This window comes from Mammaliicoccus sp. J-M40 (assembly GCF_022386395.1).
GTDB lineage: Bacteria > Bacillota > Bacilli > Staphylococcales > Staphylococcaceae > Mammaliicoccus > Mammaliicoccus lentus.
In genome coordinates this window covers 64,008-87,817 of sequence record NZ_JAJNIQ010000006.1, presented here as the reverse complement: position 1 = coordinate 87,817, position 23,810 = coordinate 64,008, and the positions used below count along the sequence as shown (strand labels likewise).

Here is a 23,810-nt window from a genome sequence, read left to right as displayed (position 1 = left end):
CTCCAATCTTAATTAGTCATCTCTATATTATACCTTTTTTTCACTAAAAAATCATGTTTTTAGGTACAATTCATTAAATCAAAAATAAATCTATAAAAAATTAAAATATAAAAGAAAAAACAATACGCTAATATTTAAAATAAAAAGGCTATCCACAAAGTCAAAAGACAATGGGACAGCCTTAGTATTATATTGTTTTATCTTTTTTAGTAAAAATTAATATCAAACTAACCAATAAAAATGCAAGACCTGCTAAAAATGGAATTGTAATAAATCCAAAGACATTTATATATTCAGATGAGCAAGGTACACCTTGGGTACATGGTTTGATTTCTGCAAAGCCAGGTACTTTTTGTTCTAAATAATGCCATGTCGAAATACATAGTCCAATTAAAGAAATTGATAATGCAATTTTTTTAACAGAATAATCATTTTGAAATGAGCCAATACCTGTAATTAACACCAATGGGTACATGCATATACGTTGATACCAGCATAGCGTACAAGGTATAAAACCACGTATTTCACTGAAATATAAGCTACCTAAAGTTGCAACTAAAGCTATTACCCAGGAAATAAAAAGTCCGTATTGTTGTTTCAAATTGACCACCTAATTTGATTTATTTTTCTTTTCGATAGCTTTATCTATAGCTTCAGAAATTTTGTCATAATCCATTGGATCTGATAATACTTTACCATCAACAACAACTGTCGGTGTTATGTCGACATCATATTTTTTCGTTAAATCTGCATCACTATTCATTTGTTTGTATGATTCTGAATTACGATCTTTAACTAATTTCATAATTTGTTCTTTTTTATCTTTATCAATATCTAATCCATTGACGGCTTTTTTCACTACAGATTGTGTTAACCATTCATCATCACCTTGCATATCGTGATCGTCAGGTTGCGCTTCAAATAAAGCTCTGTGGTAGTTCCAGTATGCATCAGGTGCAACTTTATTCACAGCATGTGCTGAAGCTGCGCCAAGTTCAGAACCTTCACCATGGAACGGTGCATTAACAAATCTATATTCTACTTCGCCTTTATCAATATAATCTTTTTCAATTTTATCCATAAAATTTGTTTCAAATGCTTTACATGCTGGACATTTGTAATCTCCAAACTCTACAATTTGCACTTTGGCATCACCCTTTTTATGGGTTGGATTATTTTTTGTGTCTTTAGATAAATCTTTAGCTTTAACTGTTCTTTCGAAGAGACTATCTTTTTCTTTGTCATCTCCGCTTCCACCGAACACGACAAGCATAACAATACCCGCAACTATAATTAGAATTGCAATCATAAGAAATATAATATTGCTATTACTATTTTTGTTTGCCATTTTAATCCCTCAATCTCTTTTAGTGATAATATAAATTTTATACTATCGCTTACATAAATTCTACACGCTTCTGTAAAAAAACATTAAGGTTTTGTGACAAATGTATAGCACTTTTTATAATGAATTAATTTTTAGTCATGTTTAATGCATTTTTAAAGTTTTTAATAAGTCCTTTATCATAAGTTAACACACTGCCTCGATAAGTTTTTGCAGCGAATATTAATAAAAGGATACAAGTTACAATTGAAATAAGAATACCTAATAATATATGCCACTCTGGCGTAGTGTCAGAAATTGTTCTAAGCAACATAACCATTGGCGATAACAGTGGTACGAAGCTTGTTATCTTAACAAGCATAGTATCTGGAGTTCCAATACTAAACATAGCAATATAGAAACCAGCTAAAGAAATAAATGTTACTGGCATCATCGATTGTGCTAAATCTTCTATACGGCTCGTTAAAGCCCCTAGAATAGCCGCTAAAGTAATATAGGTAATTACCCCTATAATTAAGAAAACAAGCCCATATACGATGATTCTTGTAGTCTCAGGACCAAATTCCACACCGACTGCATCAAATAAGCCTTTTAAATCAAAAGCAAATATGCTAATTACAATGGCTAAAATAATAAAGAATATTTGTGTAAAAGCTACTGCTATCACAGATAATATTTTAGCTGCGACATGAATAGATGGTTTAACGCTCGTCACAATCATCTCGATAACTCTAGTAGTCTTCTCAGTAGCAATTTCTGTACCGATTTGATTCGCATAATTCAACGTAATGAAAAATGATAAGAATAGGATGATGTAAACGATAGCTATATTTAAAGCTTGTACTTTCGGTTTAACATCACTTGATTGTTTTTCGTCATCTTTTGACTTAATTTCTTTAGTTTGTACATCACTTGGCGTATTAAGTGCCTGTAAGTCTTTCTCTGATAAATCTAATTTTTGAGCAGTTAACGATGATTGCATTTGACTTAATGTTGTTTGTAAAGTCATTTTCTCATTTTCATCAACTGAACCTTTTTCATAAATTGTGCCATTTAATTTTTCATTTTTTATTTCAACTTGAATAAGGCGGTCGTATTTATCATCTTCCACACCTTTTTTTCCTTTTTCCAGTGATACTTTTTCAACTTTTTCTACATCATCATCTTGTTTATATTGTTTTTCTAACCCTTTATAAATCATTTCGTTATCTGTTTGAATTGCAACTGTTTTGGAACTATTATCAAAGAAATCGACAATTTTATCCACATTACTTAATGCAAAGATTAATAGCATAAATAATGCAGTCATAATAATAAATGATTTACTTTTTACTTTTTGTAAGTACGTTAAATTAAATGTAGGCCAAAACTTATTCATGTTGATCACCAACCTTAGCTATAAAGATATCATTCAGAGATGGCTCAGCAACTTGGAATCGTTTAAGATAACCAAGTTTAATTGCTTGATTATATATTTCTTCAGCATATCTTTCATCAGTAATTCTGATTTTAACGCCTTTTTTCGTATTCTCAAATGCTTCAATTCCCTCGAAATCTTTTAAGAATGAAAAATCATGATTCCCCTCAATGTATATATCTTTTTTGCCAAAGTCATCTTTCACTTTATCAAGAGAACCAGAAACAACTGCTTTTCCTTTACTCATAATACATATATAATCACAAAGTTCTTCAACATGTTCCATTCTGTGTGAGCTGAATATAATCGTTGTGCCGCGTTCTTTTAATTCTTTAACAGCTGATTTTAATAATTCAACGTTTACTGGGTCTAAACCACTAAATGGTTCGTCTAATATAAGCAACTCAGGTTTATGTATGATAGCTGCTATAAGTTGTACTTTTTGTTGATTACCTTTAGATAGAGCGTCTATTTTTTTATCTTTATTTTCAAATGCATCAAATCTTTTTAGCCAATAATCAAGTTCTTGATCAATGTCTTTTTTATTCATGCCTTTTAATTCTGCTAAATATCTAATTTCTTCAAATACTTTTAATTTTGGATGCAAGCCTCTTTCTTCTGGTAAATAGCCGATTTTATTAGTCATTTTGTAATCAATCGGTTTATCATTAAATTTCACAACCCCAGTTGTTTTAGGTAGTAAGCCTAAAATCATGCGGAAAGTAGTTGTTTTACCAGCACCATTCCCACCTAAAAAGCCATACATTGTTCCTTTCGGTACTTCTAAACTGACATCTTGCACTGCATTAAAGTCATTAAACTTCTTAGATACATTTTCGATAATTAATGTCATAAGTTTACTCCTTTTTACTAGATTGAATATCCACTTGTGAGATATTCTCGTCATCTTCAAAGATGAATAATTCATCAATCGTTACGTTAAACACTTGTGAAAGTTTATGTGCCAACACTAAAGTTGGATTGAATTTATAACGTTCAATTGAATTAATTGTTTGTCTCGACACATTGACTAATCGAGATAATTCACTTTGAGTCATTTTTCTTTCAGATCTAAATTCATAAACCCTGTTTTTCAATTAATCACTTCCTGTCAAGTTAACTTTACAATAAATCAATTTTTTTAGTGTGTCAAGTGAACTTGACATCTATTATAAAAAAATGAGGAACCCCCTATTAATAAAGGATTCCTCAAGCTATAACTAAATATAATTAATATGTTCTGATTGGTAAAATCAATTGAATAACTGACTCGTCATCTTTTGGTTTAAGTATGAATGGTCTCATTGTTCCAAAGAATTCTACGTGTACATCATCGTTATCAATTGCTTTTAATGCATCCATCATATATTTAGAGTTAAAGGAAATTTTTAAAGATTCCCCTTCAACTTCTTCAGTAGTAACTTCTTCTTTTACAGTACCAATTTCTGGAGATGTAGAAGATAATTCTAATTTGTTAACGTCTGTAGATAGTTTAATAACATTGTTTCCACCTTCACGTGCTAATAGTGATGCACGATCAATTGCATGATAGAATTCGCTATTATTCACACCTAATTTTGTTTCATAATTTTCAGGGAATAATCTTGTTGTATCAGGATAGTTACCTTCTAGTAATCTTGAAATAAAGTTAATGTGTCCAACTTTAAATAACACTTGGTTACTAGCAAAGAATATGTTGATATCTTCTTCTGAATCCGAAACAATCTTGTTCAATTCAGATAATGCTTTACCTGGAATGATAACATTTTTATCTTCTATGTCTTCATCTTCTAGTTTAAGCTTTCTTAATGCAAGTCTGTGTGAATCTGTTGCAGTACAGATAAGTTCTTTGTCTTGTATCAACCAGTTTACACCTGTTAACACTGGACGTGTTTCTGACGTGGACACAGCAAAGTTTGTTTGAGCAATAATATTTTTTAGTACTTTAATTGGTAATTTAATGGCATCATCTTCTGATACTTGTGGTAATAACGGGTATTGATCTGGGTCTAATCCACTAACATTAAATTCAGAATGACCTGAAGTGATTAATGTTTTGAATTGATCATTTGTTGATAGATTTACTGTTTTACCTGGTAATTTCTTAACGATATCAACAAAGAAACGTCCTGGAAGTACTACAGAACCTTTTTCTTCTATGTCTACTATTTTTTCACCATCAATATTTTCTTGAATTGTAATTTCAATTGATATTTCAGAATCTGATCCTGTTAATATAATACCTTTATCTGTTGCATCAATTTTAATTCCTGTAAGTATTGGTAATGTTGTTCTTGGTGAAATGGCTTTTAATGTATCATTCAATTGATTAAGAAAGTAATCTCGTTGAATTGTAAATTTCATAACTTATAAACTCCTTCCAGTCGTTATATATTAATTATATATCTTTTAAATTCGTAGTAATAGTAATAGGGGCTGTGGATTGGTGGATAACCTGCTTTAAAATGCGATATAAAAGTTATTCACATGTTGATAAACTGTGTATGGATGTGAACAACTTATCCACATTATCCACGTATTTGTTTTTCTAGTTGTTCTAAATCAGTCTTTAGTTCTGGATTATTTTCTATATCATTTCTAATTTTTTCATGAGCATGAATCACTGTAGTGTGATCTCTTCCTCCGAATTCTTCACCAATTTTAGGTAATGAGAAATCAGTAAGCTCTCTTGAAAGATACATTGCAATTTGTCTAGGATATGCGATAGATTTAGTACGTTTTTTGGCTGAAAAGTCTTCGATACGCACGTTATACATTTTTCCGACAACTTGTTGAATATCTTGAATCGTAATCTTAGTCGATCTAGGTGTCGAGATGATGTCTTTTAGTGCTTCAGCAACTAAATCAGTATTAATCGGTTTGTTTCTTAATTTAGAATAAGCCAAGACTCTTGTTAAAGCACCTTCTAATTCACGAATGTTCGATTGAATAGAATTCGCTATATAAGTAAGAGCTTCAACTGGTAAATCAAGGTTTTCTTCTTCAATTTTCTTCTGTAAAATTGCCATTCTCGTTTCAAAGTCAGGCGGTGTGATATCTACAATTAAACCCCATTCAAATCGAGTTCTTAAGCGATCTTCTAATGTTGGAATTTCTTTTGGTGGTCTATCACTAGAAATAACAATTTGCTTTTTGTTTTGATGTAAATCATTAAAAGTATGGAAAAATTCTTCTTGTGTTTGTTCTTTCTTTTGAATGAATTGAATATCGTCTATTAATAGTACATCGATATTACGATATTTATCTCTGAAGCTTTCTGTATCATTTTTTCTGATAGATTTGATAAATTCATTTGTGAATTTTTCACTAGATGTATAAAGAACATTAGCGTTTGGATTTTGTTCTAATACATAGTGACCAATAGCGTGCATTAAATGTGTTTTGCCTAGGCCAACACCACCATATATAAATAGAGGGTTATAGGCGTTTGCAGGTTCCTCAGCTACAGCTAATGAAGCGGCGTGTGGAAATTGATTTCCTGGACCGATAACAAATGTATCAAAAGTGTTATTACTATTTAATTGGCTATTTGTTACTTCTTCATTTTCTTCAATTGTCTTACTTTTTGCAGGTTGTTCAGTAAAATCTTCACTTTCAAGATCGTCTTCTGATATAAATTTAACTTGAACTCTGTCGCCTATGACATTATAGATAAAATCTATGACATGTTCATGATATTTATTGGTTAACCACTCAGCTACAAAAGGACTTTGTGCTACAACTATTGCACGATTACTATCAATTTGATGTAGGTAAGTTCCTTTAAACCAAGTATTATAACCAGCAGAAGCGATTTGATCTTCGGCAATTGCTAATACCTGTTCCCAAATTTCTTCTTTTGAATTCATAAAAGTCCTCTTTCTAAAATTTTTATTGAGTTATACACATAAAATTGAATTGTTAATAAAGAAATACACAAGTTGTGAATAATTATCCACAACTTACTCACAAACGGTGGATAACTATTTATTCCAATTCCCTTGTCCACAATCTTTACATGCAAGAATCAAACTAAGAATGATAGTAATATCAACGGTTTGTATAACTTATCCACACAATTATACTTTTAAACAAAAGGAGTTGTCAAATGCCTGTGAATATGTGAGGAATTGTTAGATTATGTTGTGAATAAAAAATAAATTTTAATAATTATCCACAAAATGATTAATATTCACTGTGGATAAGTGGATAACTATTATTTTTCACATTTTAAAATTCTGCTTGATTTTTAAAAATCATTTTGTTATAGTTTAGTAGTTATTGAAATTGTGACATTTCACGTGTATGGTATAAATAATTTTGAAATTAATCTTCTGATATATATAAATGAATATCATACAAGCAATTAACTACTATTTAATTAGATGTTAAGAATAAATAATGGAGGTGTTCTTAAATGGTAAAACGTACGTATCAACCAAATAAACGTAAACACAGTAAAGTTCATGGCTTCCGCGCTCGCATGAGCTCAAAAAACGGCCGTAAAGTATTAGCTCGCCGTCGTCGTAAAGGTAGAAAAGTATTATCAGCTTAAGATCACTGAAGAGCAGTGGTCTTTTTTTTGTTTTAATTGATGAAATTGTTTTGTATAATAAACAATAATTAAGTGATGTATTGTGGAGTGGATGTTTGTGGAAAAGGCTTATCGTATAAAGAAAAATAGTGATTTTCAAAGAATATATAAAAAAGGTAAGTCAGTTGCTAATCGTCAGTTTGTTATTTATACTTCAGAAAATGATTGTGAACACTTTAGACTTGGCATCAGCGTCTCAAAAAAATTAGGTAATGCTGTTACTAGAAATAGAATAAAAAGGTCAATTAGAGAGTGTTTTAAAGTTCATAAAGAAAATATCATTCCGAAAGACATCATTGTTATTGCTCGTAACCAGGCAGTAGACTTGGAAGTACTCGAAACAAAGAAGAGTTTAGAGCACGTGTTGAAGATTGCTAAAGTTTTTAATAAACGTATTCCCTAAGTATTTTAATAATTACTAGGAGGTTGCAGTATGCTTAAATCAAACTATGGAGGACAATCAGTAGAACAAGCACTACAACAAGGTTTAAAAGATTTAAATGTTCAAGAGCAACAAGTAAGAATCGATGTAATAAATGAAGGTAAAAAAGGCATTTTTGGTTTTATGAAGCAAGATGCTCGTATTGAATTAACGATTATTGATCCAGAATTAAAAGAGTTTAATTCAATAGAAGATTTAAGAAATCGAAATCAACAAAATGAACAACAAACGCAAGATCTAGATGAAGATACAGAAAGCAACAATATAACAGAAGATAATGAAAATACCGTATCAGAAGATAATTCCAATCATTCTCAGAATGAGAAGAAAAACGCGTTAAATGACATCGCAGACCAAACATTAGAGTATATATTGAATATCATTAAAGAAATGAATATTAATGTAGAAGGGTCTTATAAAATTAAATCTAATACATTGTATATCGATATGTCGTCTGATCAAGCTTCCTATATAATAGGTAAAAGAGGGCAAGTGTTAAATGCCTTACAAACTGTCGGACAAAATTATATGCATCAATATATTAAAGGATATTACACGTTAATATTAGATATTGAATCTTATCGAGCGAAACGTAAAGAAACATTAGAGCAGCTAGCTATAAATATGGCTAAAAAAGCTAAACAAACGAAAAGACCAGTTAAGTTAGAACCAATGTATAACTTCGAAAGAAAGATAATGCATCAGGCATTAAGTAAAGTTGAAGATATCGAAACATACTCTGAAGGAAGAGAACCTCATCGATATTTAGTCATCAAGAATAAATGATAATGGTCGGAGTGAGTTATCTCGCTCCGCATTTTTTCGAACAATATATTCGAAAATTGTTACAAAACCATTTACAATCAAAAGAATGAATAGCATGAATGGTGGAGGAGAAAAATAATGGAACTAGATACAATTACAAGTATCTCTACGCCTATGGGTGAAGGCGCAATCGCAATTGTACGTTTAAGTGGTCCGGATGCGATAAGTATCGCTGATAGTATATATAAAGGGAAAAAACAATTATCAGAAGTCGATTCACATACGATTAATTACGGACATATTTTGGATCCTGACAGTGGCGAAATTGTTGAAGAAGTAATGGCGGCTGTTATGAGAGCGCCTAAGACTTTTACAAGAGAAGATATCGTAGAAATTAATTGTCACGGTGGTCTAGTAACTGTTAATCGTGTACTTGAATTAACGTTATCAAATGGAGCAAGAATGGCGGATCCGGGTGAATTTACAAAGAGAGCTTTCTTACATGGTCGTATTGACTTATCACAAGCAGAAGCAGTGATGGATTTCATACGTTCTAAGACGGAACGCGCATCCAAGGTAGCCTTAGGGCAGATGGAAGGGCGTCTAAGTGAACTTATAAAAGGGCTAAGGCAATCTATACTAGAAATACTAGCACAAGTTGAAGTTAATATAGACTACCCTGAGTATGATGACGTAGAAGAAGCAACATCTCAATTTCTATTAAAAGAAGCTGCTAACATAGAGCAAGAAATCGATAAATTATTGAAGACAGGTCAACAAGGGAAAATTATGAGAGAAGGCTTGTCTACAGTAATAGTAGGTAAACCAAACGTTGGTAAGAGCTCAATGCTTAATAATTTAATTCAAGATAATAAAGCAATCGTTACAGAAGTAGCAGGGACGACTAGAGACGTATTAGAAGAATATGTTAATGTTCGTGGTGTGCCTTTACGATTAGTGGATACAGCAGGTATTAGAGAAACAGAAGATATCGTAGAAAAAATTGGCGTTGAAAGATCAAGGAAAGCTTTGTCAGAAGCAGATTTAATATTGTTCGTATTAAATTATAATGAATCACTGACAGAAAGTGATTACCAATTGTTTGAAGCTATTAAAAATGAAGACTTCATAGTTATTATAAATAAAACAGATTTAGAACAGCACCTTGATATGGATGAGCTGAAAGAGATGATAGGTGACCATCCTATCGTACAGACATCGATGGTAGAACAACAAGGTATTGAAGAGTTAGAACAAAAGATATCAGAATTATTCTTTGGTGGACAAGTTCAGTCACAAGACATGACTTATGTATCTAATTCAAGACATATTGCACTGTTAAAAGACGCGAAGTCTTCAATTAATGACGCAATTCATTCAGCTGAAGAAGGCATTCCAATAGATATAGTACAAATTGATTTAATCAAAACTTGGGAATTGCTAGGTGAAGTTATAGGTGAAGAAGCAAGTGAATCACTTATTGACCAATTGTTTAGCCAATTCTGTTTAGGAAAATAAAAGGAGGAAAAATTTTGACACAAAAATATGATGTTATTGTTGTCGGAGCAGGGCACGCTGGTGTAGAAGCAGGATTAGCTTCAGCGAGACGTGGCGCAAAAACTTTAATGCTTACAATTAACTTAGATAGTGTAGCGTTTATGCCATGTAACCCATCAGTTGGTGGTCCAGCAAAAGGTATAGTTGTAAGAGAAATTGATGCACTTGGTGGACAAATGGCTAAGACAATTGATAAAACACACATCCAAATGCGTATGTTAAACACTGGTAAAGGTCCAGCAGTACGCGCATTACGTGCTCAAGCAGATAAAGTATTATACCAAGAAGAAATGAAACGTGTATTAGAAGATGAGCCTAACCTTGATATTATGCAAGGTATGGTAGAACGTTTAATTATAGAAGATGATGTAGTAAAAGGCGTGGAAATGGTTATCGGCACTCAATATCTAGCTGATTCTGTTGTATTAACAACTGGTACATTTTTACGTGGTGAAATTATTTTAGGTAACTTAAAATATTCAAGTGGTCCAAACCATCAAATGCCTTCAATCACATTAGCAGACCATTTAAGAGATTTAGGTTTCGACATAGTTCGTTTCAAAACTGGAACACCACCTCGTGTTAATGGTGGCACAATTGATTACAGTAAGACTGAAATTCAACCAGGTGATGATGTAGGTAGAGCATTTAGTTATGAAACGACAGAATATATTTTAGACCAATTACCATGTTGGTTAACTTATACGAATGAACAAACACATAAAGTGATTGATGACAATTTACATCTATCAGCAATGTATTCAGGCATGATAAAAGGTACTGGCCCAAGATACTGTCCTTCAATTGAAGATAAATTCGTAAGATTTAACGATAAACCAAGACACCAATTGTTCTTAGAGCCTGAAGGTCGTAAAACTCAAGAAGTTTATGTACAAGGTTTATCTACAAGCTTACCTGAAGAAGTACAACGTAAAATGTTAGAAACAATACCGGGACTTGAAAAAGCAGATATGATGAGAGCCGGTTATGCTATTGAATATGATGCAATTGTACCTACACAATTATGGCCGACATTAGAAACTAAATTAGTTAAAAACTTATTTACTGCAGGTCAAATTAACGGAACTTCTGGTTATGAAGAAGCGGCTGGTCAAGGTTTAATGGCTGGTATTAATGCGGCAGGAAAAGTATTAGGTAAAGAAGATGTTGTATTACGTCGTTCTGATGCTTATATCGGTGTATTGATTGATGACTTAATAACAAAAGGCACAAATGAACCATATCGTCTATTAACATCACGTGCTGAACACCGTTTATTGTTGAGACATGATAATGCCGATTTAAGATTAACAGATATCGGTTACGAAATTGGTATGATTTCAGAAGAACGTTATGCTAAATTCAATCAAAAACGTGAAAGTATCAAAGCTGAACAAGAGAGATTACAATCTATTCGTATTAAGCCGAATGAACATACACAAAGTGTTATTGAAAGCCGTGGAGGTTCAGCACTTAAAGATGGTATATTAGCTTTAGATTTATTACGTAGACCAGAAATGGATTACAATGCTATCATGGAAATCTTACAAGAAACTTCTCCAGTTAATGAAGACATCCAAGAACAAGTTGAAATTCAAACGAAATATGAAGGTTACATTCAAAAATCATTAGCTCAAGTTGAGAAAGTTAAACGTATGGAAGACAAAAAAATACCTCTGAATATTGACTATGATGCAATCAATAGTTTAGCTTCTGAAGCAAGAGAAAAACTTAAAGAAGTTAACCCGTTAGATATTGCACAAGCATCTCGTATTTCAGGTGTTAACCCAGCAGATATATCTATCTTACTTGTTTATATTGAACAAGGTAAAATCCAGAAGGTGGACTAAAATGAACGAACAAACTTTTATCAACTCATTAAAAGATTCAGGTATTACACTTACTGATCAACAATTAAAACAATTTGAGACATATTTTGAAATGTTAGTTGAGTGGAATGAAAAAATTAACTTAACAGCAGTAACAGAAAAAGAAGAAGTGTATTTAAAGCACTTCTTTGATTCTGTGACACCTGCTTTTTATGTAGATTTTAATGAAATCGAATCTATTTGTGATGTAGGAGCTGGAGCCGGTTTTCCAAGTATTCCACTTAAAATTATATATCCACACTTACAAATAACGATTGTAGATAGCTTAAATAAACGTATTAAGTTTTTAAATGAATTAGCTAATAAACTTGAAATAGATAAAGTGAATTTTGTACATGATAGAGCAGAAAAGTTTGGCAAAGGACAATACCGTGAAAGCTTTGATTTAGTAACGGCACGCGCTGTAGCAAGATTATCTGTATTGAGTGAGTTGTGTTTACCACTAGTTAAAAAAGGCGGGCAGTTTGTTGCATTAAAAGGTTCTCAAGGCGATGAAGAATTAGACGATGCACAGTTTGCAATTTCAGTGTTAGGTGGAAAATTAAATAAAGTTTATGAATTTAAACTTCCATTAGAAGAAAGCACAAGGCAAATAATTGCGATTGATAAATTTAAACAAACACCTAAGAAATATCCAAGAAAACCAGGAACACCTAATAAAGAACCTTTAACAAAATAATTTCCTGGGAAATACGTAAGAATGAAAGTGGGTAGATTGAAATGAAAAAACCTTTTTCTAAATTATTTGGACTTAAAGACAAAGAATTAGAACACATAGAAGAAGCAAGAAATGAAGGCAACGTCGCGATAATTTCAACAGAAAAAATTGTGCCTAACCGTTATCAACCGAGAAAAGTTTTTGATGAGTCAAAGATAAAGGAATTAGCGCAGTCTATTAAAGAACATGGATTGTTACAACCAATTGTAGTTCGTCCAATAGAAGAAGGTATGTATGAAATTATTGCAGGTGAACGCAGATTTCGCGCAATTAAACATAACGATCTACCTGAAACTGAAGCCATCATAAAGCCCTTAAATGATAAAGAAACTGCAGCTGTCGCACTTATAGAGAATATTCAACGTGAAAATCTTTCAGCTATAGAAGAAGCAGAGGCTTATAGAAAATTACTTGATTTAGAAGGAATAACACAACAAGACTTAGCTGTAAGCATGGGGAAAAGCCAATCATTCATAGCGAACAAATTAAGATTGTTAAAACTATCAGAGCCCATCGTCATATCATTACAAAAAGGTGAAATTACTGAAAGACATGCAAGAGCTTTGTTGGGATTAGAAGATGAAGAACAACAAGATGTCTTAACGGCTATTCAGTCACAAAATTTAAATGTTAAGCAAACTGAAGATCGTGTGAAAAAAATACGAGGATCTGAAAAAGTAAAAGCTAAACAATTTCAATTTGAACAAGATATAACTGAAGCAATTGATGCACTTGGACAAAGTATTAAAAATGTTGAAAAAGAAGGCATCAAAGTAAAACGTATAGATGAAGAACATAAAGACTTTTATGAAATTACGATTAAAGTTTATAAAAGGAATTCTTAAATATAATATATGAATTATGACTACCACCAAATTATTTATTATTTTGGTGGTAGTTTTTTATTATTACTTATCCAATCGTATAAGTAGTGATTAATTATTTTTAAGTATTGTTTTTTACTAATATATAATTTATACTTTGATTTGAAAGCGTTTGCAAACAAAAGGGGGATTTTGCATGATAACATTTTTAGTATCAATTGCTTTGTTAGTTATAGGGTATTTTACATATGGTAAATATATTGAAAAAATGTTTGGTGTTAAAGAGGAGCGTCCGACTCCTGCTCATGACCAACGTGATAATATTGATTATGTTCCTATGTCGACGAATAAGAACTCATTAATACAATTGTTGAATATAGCAGGTGTTGGACCGATATTTGGACCTATTATGGGTGCTTTATATGGTCCAGTTGCGTTTTTATGGATTGTTCTTGGATCAATTTTTGCAGGAGCAGTGCATGATTATTTAACAGGTATGATTTCTATACGTAATAAAGGGGCTCATTTACCTGAATTGGCGGGTAAATTTTTAGGTAATGTTATGAAACACCTTGTAAACGTGTTTACATTGTTATTGTTATTACTTACAGGGACAGTTTTTGTTACGAGCCCGGCGTTACTTTTACATTCGTTAATGGACGGTAGAATAGCTTTAGGTATTATTATATTTGTGATTTTCTTATATTATTTCTTATCAACAGTTTTACCGATTGATAAAATTATTGGTAAAGTTTATCCGATATTTGGTTTTATTCTAATGATTTCAGCTGTTGGTATTTTCATTAGATTGTTGATGACTGGTGCAGAAATTCCTGAATTAACGTTGAAGAATATGCATCCTGATTCAGCGCCTATCTTCCCACTATTATTCTTTACGATTACTTGTGGGGCTTTATCAGGTTTCCATGCTACTCAATCTCCAATCATTTCTAGAACGACAAATCGTGAGAAAAATGGTCGTATGATATTCTATGGCATGATGATTGCAGAAGGAATTATTGCTATGATTTGGGCTGCTGCTGCTATGAGTTTATTCGGTGGTTATGGTGGACTTCAAGAAGTACTAGCAAAAGGGGAAGCGGCTCTTGTAGTGAGTGAAGCATCTACTATGTTACTAGGCTCAGTATTTGGCACGCTTGCAATATTAGGGGTTATTGTATTGCCAATTACTAGTGGTGATACGTCGTTTAGAAGTGCGAGAATGATTCTTGCTGATTATTTCAACTTCAGTCAAAAGCAAGTTTGGAAACGATTCGCAATAGCAATTCCAATGTTTGTGATTAGTTTTATTCTAACTACAGTAGATTTCACAATATTATGGAGATACTTCTCGTGGGCTAACCAAACAACTGCAACTGTGGCGTTATGGATTGGTACGATGTATCTATTGTTATCTAATAAGAACTTCTATGTAGCTTTAATACCGGCACTCTTTATGACGTGGAATATATTCACATATATTTTAAGTCAGCCAATTGGTTTAGGTATAGATTTATCGCTTAGTTATTGGTTATCAGCTGGCTTAACGATACTATGGACGATGTATTTCTATTATATATATCGTAAAAATAGTGAAACAGAATTTGAAATTGATCATCAAATTTTATCACCAACAGCACCTAAATATTAATATAAAAGCAGAACCTTTCGATCTCCACCGAAAGGTTCTGCTTTTTTGTTACGTATTTATTTAATATAGGTAAGGGGCTGCCATATAATACTCGCTCAAAAATACTATATGGCAGTGTGCTATTAACTTGGGCTAATAGCAAATGCTCGGACAGGGAATCCGGGGGCATTTTTAGGTTTTGGACTAATGGCTAAAATGACTGAACCACGTGTTGGTAGTTCATCTAATCCGGTTAACAGTTCTATCTGAAATGTATCTAAACCGAGCACATAACGTTCACCTACGATGTCGTTATGTTTACGGATATCAATAGAGGCATCTGTATCGAACGTTTCATGTCCTATTGATTTTATTTTTCTTTCTTCGAATAAATATTTCAAGGCATCTAATGACCAACCTGGTAGATGCTCGTTTCCATCTGCATCTCTATTTTCAAATTGTTCTTTATCTGGCCAACGTTTAGACCAATCACTTCTAAAAGCGACAAATGTATCTTGTTCAATTTGACCATTCTCAGCTTCCCATTTAAGGATATGTTCTTTTGTTAATCTAAAGTCTGCATCTTGTTCAACTTCTTTTGAGAAGTCTAGTACTATTAAAGGTAAGACCGTTTCTTGTAAACCTAATTCATGTAGATAACGTTTATGTTCTACAAAATGAATAGGGGCATCTATATGTGTGCCATATTGTGTTGCAAATTGCCAAGATTGAGCAAAGAATCCATCATCTTTCACTTGATATAAAGTTTTCGTTTCAGCATTTTCAAATGATGAAAAATGTGGAGATTCAGAATCAAAAGTATGCGTTAAATCGACCCATTTATATTTCTTTAGTTGGCTCAGTGATTCCCACAATGGATATGACATAACATCACCTCTTATTTTGATTAATTTGGTTGTTTGACTGTGTTATCTTGACGTAGCTTTTCAACTGAACGAACAAGCACATTTAAAGCTTCTTTAACTTCGTCTTCTTTTCTTGTTTTTAGACCACAATCTGGGTTAACCCAGAATAATGAACGATCAATTTCTTTAAGTGCTCTATTGATAGCAACTGTAATTTCTTCTTCTGTTGGAATACGCGGGCTATGAATATCATAAACGCCTAAACCAATACCTAAATCATATGTGATGTCTTCGAAATCTTGAATTAAATCACCGTGACTTCTAGAAGTTTCTATGGAAATAACATCCGCATCTAGTGATTTAATAGCATGAATGATTTGTCCGAACTGAGAATAGCACATATGCGTATGAATTTGCGTTGAGTCTTGAACAGATGATGTTGATAATTTAAATGAATGTACTGCTTTATCTAAATAATCTTCATGATATTCTGAACGAAGCGGTAAGCCTTCTCGTAATGCTGGTTCATCAACTTGTATAATTTTAATACCTGCGTCTTCAAGTGCTAGCACTTCCTCGTTAATAGCAAGCGCGATTTGGTCTTGTACTTCACGTCTTGGAATATCAACACGCTCAAATGACCAGTTTAAAATTGTAACAGGTCCAGTAAGCATACCTTTAACTGGTTTATCCGTTAAACTTTGTGCATATAATGTTTCATCAACTGTTAATGGAGCTGTCCATTTAACATCACCGTATATGATTGGTGGTTTTACAGCACGTGATCCATAAGATTGAACCCATCCAAACTTAGTTACTAAGAAGCCATTTAACTTTTCACCAAAGAATTCAACCATATCATTACGTTCGAATTCACCATGAACAAGTACGTCTAAGCCAATGTCTTCTTGAATTTCAATCCAACGTTTAATTTCATTTTCAAGGAACTCTTGATACTGTGCATCAGTAATTCTATTGTTCTTCCAGTCAGCACGATATTTTCTTACTTCCCTAGATTGTGGGAAAGAACCAATCGTAGTTGTAGGTAGGTCAGGTAATTTTAATAATTGATCTTGTAATACTTTTCTCTCTTTAAATGGTGTTGCACGCTCTGATTTAACAGCTTCATAATCATATTCTAATTGTTTGAATGATTGACCTTCAAAACGTTCAAATTGTTCTTTTAATTGGTTATATAAAGTATCATCTTGTTCATTAAATAATTGTTTTAATGCGTATAATTCATCTAATTTTTCTGTAGCGAAACTTAAACCATCGCGTATTGAATCATCTAAAGTTTCTTCTTCTAATGTAACTGGTACGTGTAATAAAGAAGATGAAGGTTGAATAACAAGTTCGTCAGTATAAGATTGTAAAGTTTCAATCAATGATTTCTTTTCTTCAATATTAGCTGACCAAACGTTTCGACCGTCTACAATTCCAGCAAATAAAGCTTTTTCTTTAGGGAATAGTCCGTCTTGGATTTGTTTTAAGTTATAACCATTATCATGAACGAAGTCTAACCCAAATCCGTATACAGGTAATTTACCAACGAAATTCAAATCAACGCGTTCAAAGTATGTTTGTAATACGATATTAGTTGAAGCAGCTTCTTTATTAAAGAAGGCATATGCTTCTTCTGTGATCTCTTGTAATTCATTAGCTTTATCTGTAACAAGAATAGGTTCATCTACTTGTATATATTCAGCACCAGCTTCTGTTAACGTTTGGAATAATTCTTTATATAAAGGTAGTAATGTTCTGACTTTCTCATCAAAAGTTTGGTTTCCGCCTTTTGAAAGTGCAACGTAAGTGATAGGTCCTAAAATAACTGGATGAGTATTTACACCTAATTCTTTTGAAAAATTAAATTTATCTAGTAATACATTACGATTTAATTGAGGTGTTACATTATCCCATTCAGGAACGATGTAGTGATAGTTAGTATTAAACCATTTAATTAAAGCACTAGCTACATGCTCTTTGTTACCTCTAGCAATATCAAATAGTAAATCATCATCTACTTCGCGACCTTGAAAACGTTCTGGAATGATATTAAATAATAATGATGTATCTAAAACATGGTCGTAAAGTGAAAAGTCACCAACAGGTATTTGATCAACATGATGATTTTGTTGGATTGTTAAAATTTCTTTGTGTAAATCTTGTAATGTTTGATCAAGTTCAGTTTTGTCTATTTTATTTGACCAATAACTTTCAATTGCCTTTTTCCATTCTCTTTTCTTACCTAGTCTTGGGAATCCTAAATTTGCTGTTTTAATTGTCATAATATTGCCTCCTTAGATTGTGTACCAGTTCTGGATTTTGAATACTGTGCAAGTTCAACTGTAATATCATATTTTAAAAATGGTGTGACTAAATACAGACCATTAAAATATTGGTGAATCGTGTCGATTAATTCTTTACTTAAACTTATGCTAAGTGCTCTAGTTGCCTCTCTATCATGTTTGACTTTTTCAAAGGCATTAAGAACACCTTCAGATAATTTGATACCGGGTACTTCGTTGTGTAAAAACAGTGCGTTATTATAGTTGGTTATTGGCATCACTCCTATAAATATTGGTGCATCTAGATGTTTAGTTGCTTCGTATATTTCTTTTATTTTTTCAGGTTCATAAACAGGTTGAGTAATAAAATATTCAATGCCTGAATCTAGTTTTTTCTCTAGTCGTTTCACTGCTGGTTCTAATCTTCGAACGTTTGGATTAAATGCTCCAGCTACTGAGAAATTTGAATTCCTTCTTAGCGATGCTCCGTCTGCGTTAATACCTTGATTAAACTGTTGTATAATTTCTGCTAAACCATTTGAATTAACATCGAATACGCTTGTTGCACCTGGGAAATTCCCTACTTTAGAAGGGTCTCCTGTGATTGCTAAAATATCATTAATTCCTAAAAGCGATAGCCCCATTAAATGAGATTGTAGACCGATTAAGTTTCTATCTCGACAAGCTAAGTGTACGAGGGGTCTAATTTTATAGTTTTGTTTAATAATACTTGCTGCAGCAATGTTAGAAATTCTAACGCTAGCTAAAGAATTATCAGCAAGTGTTATCGCTTCTACTTCAGCATCTTCTAAAGCTTTAACACCTTTGAAAAACTTGTCTGTATCTAGATGCTTTGGTGTATCTAATTCAACGATAACGGTAGGTTTTTGGCTAACGAGTTCGGTAATGCTAGGTTCTTGTTTATCTTGTTTTTGATATTTCTTTGTTTCTATCGGTATTACATTTTTATGATGTACAGGCTTTAAATCTTTTACGACTTCTTTGATTTTCTTAATGTGTTCTGGCGTAGTACCACAGCAACCACCGATAAGGCGGACACCTTGATTTACAAGTTCTTTAGCAGATTTTGAAAAGTATTCAGCGTTATTGCTATACTTAAGTTCATTTTCTTCTAAATCAAGTAAGCTTGCGTTTGGATAACATGAAAGATATGCATCTTTAGGAATATCAATATGTTTATAAGTTTGAATCATATGATAAGGTCCATGGTGACAATTCAGTCCAACAATATCTGCTCCTGCATCGAGTAAAGACTGCAAAGCATCTGGTATAGGTGTACTATTTCTTAAGAAATTCGTGTTGCTTGCTGTTAATTGAGCTATAATCGGTAAGTCATATTTTGCTCTAGTATCTTTTAATACAGCGAGTAATTCTTCTAAGTCGTAATATGTTTCAAAAAGTATGCCATCCACACCTTCATTTACTAAAGTCTCAATTTGTATTTCTGTATGGTATTGAATGGACTCAATGGATAAGTCACTTTTTCTTATGTTTCGAAAACCACCAACAGTTCCTAGTATGAATGTGTCTTCATTGCTTGCTCTTTTAGCGATGCGTACTGCTTCTTTGTGTATATCTTTGACGCGGTGCTCTAAATTATATATTTGCAATTTTTCAAAGTTAGCACCGTATGTGTTGGTTTGAATAACATCAGCTCCTGCTTCTATATAGGAGCGATGTATTTTTTCTATCTTTTTTGGATGTGTTAAGTTATAGCTTTCTGGACAAGTATCTAATCCTTCTGAATAAAGGATTGTACCCATTGCTCCGTCAGCTATTAAGATACGGTTCTTCAACGCCTCTTTCATCTTCATATATAGCCTCCTTTAATGCCCAATCGATATCTGTAATCAATTCTTTGACATCTTCTAATCCGACTGAGAGTCTGAACAAACCGTTAGTAATACCACGCTCTGCTCTAATTTCTTCTGGTATTGCAGCGTGACTCATTGTAGCAGGATGAGAAAGTATCGTTTCGACACCACCTAAACTAACTGAAACAAGTGGAATATTGAGATGATCTACAAATGACTGTGCTTTTGACTCGTCTTTAAGTCTAAATCCAATAACAGCACCACCATTTTTAGCTTGTCTTAGGTGTGTGTCATTAGTAATTGGATAATAAACAGTTTCAATCGCTTCATTTGTTATTAAATATCTATATATTTGTTCAGCATTATGAACACTTTGTTTAAATCGAATTGGTAATGTTTTTAAATGCTTCGCAAGTGTCCATGAATCGTACACACTTAGACCTGATCCTGTTCCATTTTGAATGAGATAAATATCTTCTTTTAATTTAGGATCATTCACGACAACTGCTCCTGCAATCAAATCACTATGGCCGCCTAAAAACTTAGTAGCAGAGTGAACAACGATGTCAGCGCCTAATTTAAGAGGTGACTGTCCAAGTGGTGTCATAAATGTGTTATCAACTGCCAATAGTGCATCGTTACGTCGTGCTATCTGTCCAACTCCATCAATATCTGTCACTTTAAATAGTGGATTGGAAGGTGTTTCAACGTAGATGAGCTTTGTATTAGGTTGAACTGCGTTTTCAACTTGGTTTAAATCAGTCTGGTCAACTGTTGTAAATTCGATTTTAAATTTTTTAAGAATTTGTTCGGTTAGTCTAAAAGTACCGCCGTATACATCATCCGGCAAAATAACATGGTCGCCAGGTTCTAATGTGAGAAACACTGCAGTGATAGCTGCAATTCCTGAACTAAAAGCAAATCCATACTGACCGTCTTCTAATTTAGCTAATTTTTCTTCTAGCAACTTTCTATTTGGATTTCCACTTCTTGCATAATCAAATTCTTGATTTTCACCTAGTGTATGTTGGTGAAATGTTGATGAATAATATAATGGTTGGTTACTTGATAAATGTTCATGTCCGCGAGTTGAGTCTAAAATTAATGAAGTTTCTTTTGAATAGCTCATAATGACACTCCTTCTTTTTTTGATTTTTTCAGAGCTTGAAGTATGTCTTGGTAGATGTCTTCGTAATCTTCAATTCCTATTGATAGACGAAGTAAGTATTCATCAATGCCACGTTTGTCTTTTTCTTCATCAGCCATATCAACATGCGTTTGCGTATACGGGAAAGTGATGAACGTTTCTGTACCACCTAGGCTTTCAGCAAAAATACATAAATCTATATTTTGTAAAAATCGATCTACGCTATAGTCTTGTTTCAATCTGATGCTTAACATGCCTGTTCTTCCTGAATAAAGAACTTCTTCTATGCTGTTTACTGATTGAAGTGACTCAGCTAATTTTCGAGCGTTTTCTGTAGCACGGTCTAATCTTAGATGTAAGGTTTTCAAACCACGTACTAGTAAATAACTATCGAACGGTGAAAGTGTAGCGCCGATCATATTGTGAAATTGTCCGAGTAATTCACCTAAGTTATCATCTGCTACTGTTACAACACCTGCTAATACATCATTGTGTCCGCTTATATATTTAGTAGCAGAATGTAAAACGATATCTGCACCATCTTTTAATGGAGTTGATAGATACGGTGTTAAAAATGTATTATCAATGATTGTTAAAATGTTATGTTCTTGGGCTATTGCATACAATGGATCTAAATCAACCGAGAACATTAACGGGTTTGATATTGGTTCGATAAAGAATGCTCTAGTATTTTCAGTTAAAGAAGCATTTACTTCATCAATATTTGAAAAATCGATGTATTTAAATTTAATATTGTATTGTTTCTCATAAAATTCAAAAAGTCTAAATGTGCCACCATATAAATCAAAAGAAACAAGTATTTCATCATTTGGTTTAAATAAGTTACAAATCAATTGAATGCTAGCCATACCACTTGAAGTTGCAAATGAGTATTTTCCACCTTCAAGTTTTGCAAAAGCTTCTTCAAATTGTGAGCGAGTTGGGTTTTTAGTTCTTGTATAATCAAATCCAGTAGAACAACCTAATTTTTCGTGTTGATAAGCTGTAGAAAGATAAATTGGATTTGTTGTTGCTCCCGTTCGATCTTTTGTTAATGAAATTTGAGCGAGTTGAGTAGATTTCATAATTGCCTTCCTCCCTAATTAAATATAAAAATAAAAAAAGCTTCCGTCCTTTAAACCCGAAATGATTCGGATGTAAAGGACGAAAGCTTAGCTCGCGGTACCACCTTTGTTTGTAATGACATTGCTGACATCACCTCTATAAGTACGCCATCTCTTAATAAAATATACAGTGGCAGAAAAGGAATAGTACAAAAAATTTCCAGTACGCCATCAATATAAGAGATTTTAATACTGTATCGCTATAACGGGCGATCCCGTTGACACCTCAATATCGATGCCACCACTCCAAGGCCATTTTCAATCTTTCTTTCAATATTCCCTTTCAGCAAATAGGAACTCTCTGTTAATTGCAGTGCTAAGATTTACTTTCCTTTTTATCGTGCTTTTAATTATTATTTCGTTGTTGATATATTACACTTTACTATGCGCTTATTTTTTTGTCAACAACTTTTCTGAATATTTTAATTTATCCGTTAATTTTTCTTTTGTGCATAAGGTGTTTAAAATTGTTATAATTTAGTGTGCATGTTTTACGTGAAACAAATTAAAGGATAGACGCGGTGATGAAATGAAAGAAAGAAATTATGAATTAACTCAAAAAATTTCTTATAACCATAGTAGTGATCAAATTATTGAAATTCCATTAGATAAATTAAGAAGAAATCCTTATCAACCACGACAGTTTTTTGATGAAGTAGCATTACAAGATTTAACCCAATCCATTTCACAGCATGGTGTGTTACAACCTATCGTCGTCAGAGAAACGATTAAAGGGTACGATATTGTTGTAGGTGAAAGGCGTTTTCGGGCTAGTCAATTAGCCGGTAAGCAGACTGTCCCAGCAATTATTAAAGACTTAACAGATGAAGAAATGCTAGAATTAGCCATTATCGAAAATCTGCAACGAGAAAATTTAAAACCTTTAGAAGAAGCGAAAAGTTATGCGACGATGATGAAAGAATTAAACTTGAGACAACAGCAAGTTGCTGATAGATTAGGTAAGTCACGATCATACATCGCAAATGTCTTAAGGCTACTTAATCTGCCACCAAGTGTTAAAAATATGATTAATGAAGATCAGTTATCTAGTGCACATGGAAGAACGCTACTAGGTTTAGAAAAAGAACATAACATTGTTGAAGTGGCCAAAAAAGTCATCAAAGAACATATGAGTGTTAGGGCGTTGGAAGAGCATGTGAAGCTCTTAAATGAAAAAGGAAAACCAAAAAGTAAAGCTCATCAAAATAAGCCGCAATTTATTATGAAACATGAGTATCAATTAAAAGAAAAATTTGGAACTAATATTGATATTCATAAAACGAAAAAGTCTGGCAAGATATCACTTGAATTCAATTCAGAATCTGAGTATAAAAGAATAATAGAATTATTGTTAGAACAGTAAAGAGGT

The 23,810-nt window shown here is 32.7% G+C and carries 21 protein-coding genes and 1 other annotated feature; of the genes, 9 read left to right on the top strand and 12 right to left on the bottom strand.

Going from position 1 to position 23,810, the window contains the following annotated elements:
• Positions 1-187 precede the first annotated feature (187 nt).
• The 7 genes from LQ688_RS08760 to dnaA all read right to left on the bottom strand — a co-directional run bounded on the left by LQ688_RS08760 (position 188) and on the right by dnaA (position 6,631).
• Positions 188-601 (bottom strand): disulfide oxidoreductase, encoded by a 414-nt coding sequence (locus LQ688_RS08760; protein WP_064204299.1) that lies wholly within the window; start codon positions 599-601, stop codon positions 188-190.
• A 9-nt stretch (positions 602-610) separates the two neighbouring features.
• Positions 611-1,348, bottom strand: coding sequence for a DsbA family protein (locus LQ688_RS08755; RefSeq protein ID WP_064204298.1), 738 nt, complete (start codon positions 1,346-1,348; stop codon positions 611-613).
• Between the two features lie 124 nt (positions 1,349-1,472).
• On the bottom strand, positions 1,473-2,723 hold the full coding sequence (locus tag LQ688_RS08750) for an ABC transporter permease (RefSeq protein WP_016999181.1): 1,251 nt from the start codon (positions 2,721-2,723) through the stop codon (positions 1,473-1,475).
• Entirely contained in the window at positions 2,716-3,615 is a 900-nt protein-coding gene (locus tag LQ688_RS08745; protein ID WP_016999182.1) for an ABC transporter ATP-binding protein, read from the bottom strand. Before LQ688_RS08745 ends, LQ688_RS08750 begins: the two co-directional genes overlap by 8 nt.
• Positions 3,616-3,619: 4 nt before the next feature.
• A complete protein-coding gene (locus LQ688_RS08740) occupies positions 3,620-3,859 on the bottom strand; it encodes a helix-turn-helix transcriptional regulator (protein ID WP_239752707.1) in 240 nt (79 codons plus the stop codon).
• A gap of 133 nt (positions 3,860-3,992) precedes the next feature.
• Positions 3,993-5,126, bottom strand: coding sequence for a DNA polymerase III subunit beta (dnaN, locus tag LQ688_RS08735; protein ID WP_103268571.1), 1,134 nt, complete (start codon positions 5,124-5,126; stop codon positions 3,993-3,995).
• A 164-nt stretch (positions 5,127-5,290) separates the two neighbouring features.
• Entirely contained in the window at positions 5,291-6,631 is a 1,341-nt protein-coding gene (dnaA, locus tag LQ688_RS08730) for a chromosomal replication initiator protein DnaA (RefSeq protein ID WP_016999185.1), read from the bottom strand.
• Positions 6,632-7,179: 548 nt separating this feature from the next.
• On the opposite strand from dnaA, the gene rpmH reads away from it, so the two are divergent.
• From rpmH to LQ688_RS08690, 8 genes are all read left to right on the top strand, one after another.
• Positions 7,180-7,317, top strand: a complete 138-nt coding sequence (rpmH, locus tag LQ688_RS08725) for a 50S ribosomal protein L34 (RefSeq protein ID WP_016999186.1) — start codon at positions 7,180-7,182, stop codon at positions 7,315-7,317.
• Positions 7,318-7,414: 97 nt separating this feature from the next.
• Positions 7,415-7,759: a ribonuclease P protein component gene (gene rnpA / locus LQ688_RS08720; protein ID WP_016999187.1), complete on the top strand. Its 345-nt coding sequence runs from the start codon at positions 7,415-7,417 to the stop codon at positions 7,757-7,759.
• 30 nt (positions 7,760-7,789) lie between these two features.
• The gene (gene jag, locus LQ688_RS08715; protein ID WP_239705252.1) at positions 7,790-8,584 is read left to right on the top strand and encodes an RNA-binding cell elongation regulator Jag/EloR; all 795 of its coding nucleotides are present in this window, start codon (positions 7,790-7,792) and stop codon (positions 8,582-8,584) included.
• Positions 8,585-8,701: 117 nt separating this feature from the next.
• The gene (gene mnmE, locus LQ688_RS08710) at positions 8,702-10,081 is read left to right on the top strand and encodes a tRNA uridine-5-carboxymethylaminomethyl(34) synthesis GTPase MnmE (RefSeq protein ID WP_103268569.1); all 1,380 of its coding nucleotides are present in this window, start codon (positions 8,702-8,704) and stop codon (positions 10,079-10,081) included.
• Positions 10,082-10,095: 14 nt separating this feature from the next.
• Complete coding sequence (gene mnmG / locus LQ688_RS08705; protein WP_070044814.1) at positions 10,096-11,970, top strand: tRNA uridine-5-carboxymethylaminomethyl(34) synthesis enzyme MnmG; 1,875 nt, start codon at positions 10,096-10,098, stop codon at positions 11,968-11,970.
• Between the two features lies 1 nt (position 11,971).
• Positions 11,972-12,688, top strand: a complete 717-nt coding sequence (rsmG, locus tag LQ688_RS08700; RefSeq protein ID WP_239732575.1) for a 16S rRNA (guanine(527)-N(7))-methyltransferase RsmG — start codon at positions 11,972-11,974, stop codon at positions 12,686-12,688.
• A 41-nt stretch (positions 12,689-12,729) separates the two neighbouring features.
• Positions 12,730-13,572: a nucleoid occlusion protein gene (gene noc, locus LQ688_RS08695; RefSeq protein ID WP_064204293.1), complete on the top strand. Its 843-nt coding sequence runs from the start codon at positions 12,730-12,732 to the stop codon at positions 13,570-13,572.
• A gap of 175 nt (positions 13,573-13,747) precedes the next feature.
• Positions 13,748-15,202: a carbon starvation CstA family protein gene (locus LQ688_RS08690; protein WP_239705251.1), complete on the top strand. Its 1,455-nt coding sequence runs from the start codon at positions 13,748-13,750 to the stop codon at positions 15,200-15,202.
• A 122-nt stretch (positions 15,203-15,324) separates the two neighbouring features.
• Here LQ688_RS08690 and LQ688_RS08685 read toward each other — a convergent pair whose 3' ends face one another.
• The 5 genes from LQ688_RS08685 to LQ688_RS08665 are packed head-to-tail and all read right to left on the bottom strand — an operon-like array spanning position 15,325 to position 22,402.
• Positions 15,325-16,068 carry a cyclase family protein gene (locus LQ688_RS08685; RefSeq protein WP_103268566.1) on the bottom strand — a complete coding sequence of 248 codons (744 nt, stop codon included), beginning with the start codon at positions 16,066-16,068 and terminating at the stop codon, positions 15,325-15,327.
• 20 nt (positions 16,069-16,088) lie between these two features.
• Entirely contained in the window at positions 16,089-18,338 is a 2,250-nt protein-coding gene (gene metE / locus LQ688_RS08680) for a 5-methyltetrahydropteroyltriglutamate--homocysteine S-methyltransferase (RefSeq protein ID WP_239705288.1), read from the bottom strand.
• Positions 18,332-20,170 carry a bifunctional homocysteine S-methyltransferase/methylenetetrahydrofolate reductase gene (locus tag LQ688_RS08675; RefSeq protein ID WP_239705250.1) on the bottom strand — a complete coding sequence of 613 codons (1,839 nt, stop codon included), beginning with the start codon at positions 20,168-20,170 and terminating at the stop codon, positions 18,332-18,334. The genes metE and LQ688_RS08675 overlap by 7 nt, the downstream gene beginning before the upstream one ends.
• Positions 20,127-21,299: a cystathionine beta-lyase MetC gene (metC, locus tag LQ688_RS08670; RefSeq protein ID WP_064211269.1), complete on the bottom strand. Its 1,173-nt coding sequence runs from the start codon at positions 21,297-21,299 to the stop codon at positions 20,127-20,129. The genes LQ688_RS08675 and metC overlap by 44 nt, the downstream gene beginning before the upstream one ends.
• The gene (locus LQ688_RS08665; RefSeq protein ID WP_064211270.1) at positions 21,296-22,402 is read right to left on the bottom strand and encodes a PLP-dependent transferase; all 1,107 of its coding nucleotides are present in this window, start codon (positions 22,400-22,402) and stop codon (positions 21,296-21,298) included. The genes metC and LQ688_RS08665 overlap by 4 nt, the downstream gene beginning before the upstream one ends.
• Positions 22,403-22,474: 72 nt before the next feature.
• Positions 22,475-22,789: a binding site (T-box leader), on the bottom strand.
• Between the two features lie 181 nt (positions 22,790-22,970).
• Between LQ688_RS08665 and LQ688_RS08660 the strand changes: the two genes are divergently transcribed.
• Positions 22,971-23,804 (top strand): ParB/RepB/Spo0J family partition protein, encoded by an 834-nt coding sequence (locus LQ688_RS08660; protein WP_218729209.1) that lies wholly within the window; start codon positions 22,971-22,973, stop codon positions 23,802-23,804.
• Positions 23,805-23,810 lie beyond the last annotated feature (6 nt).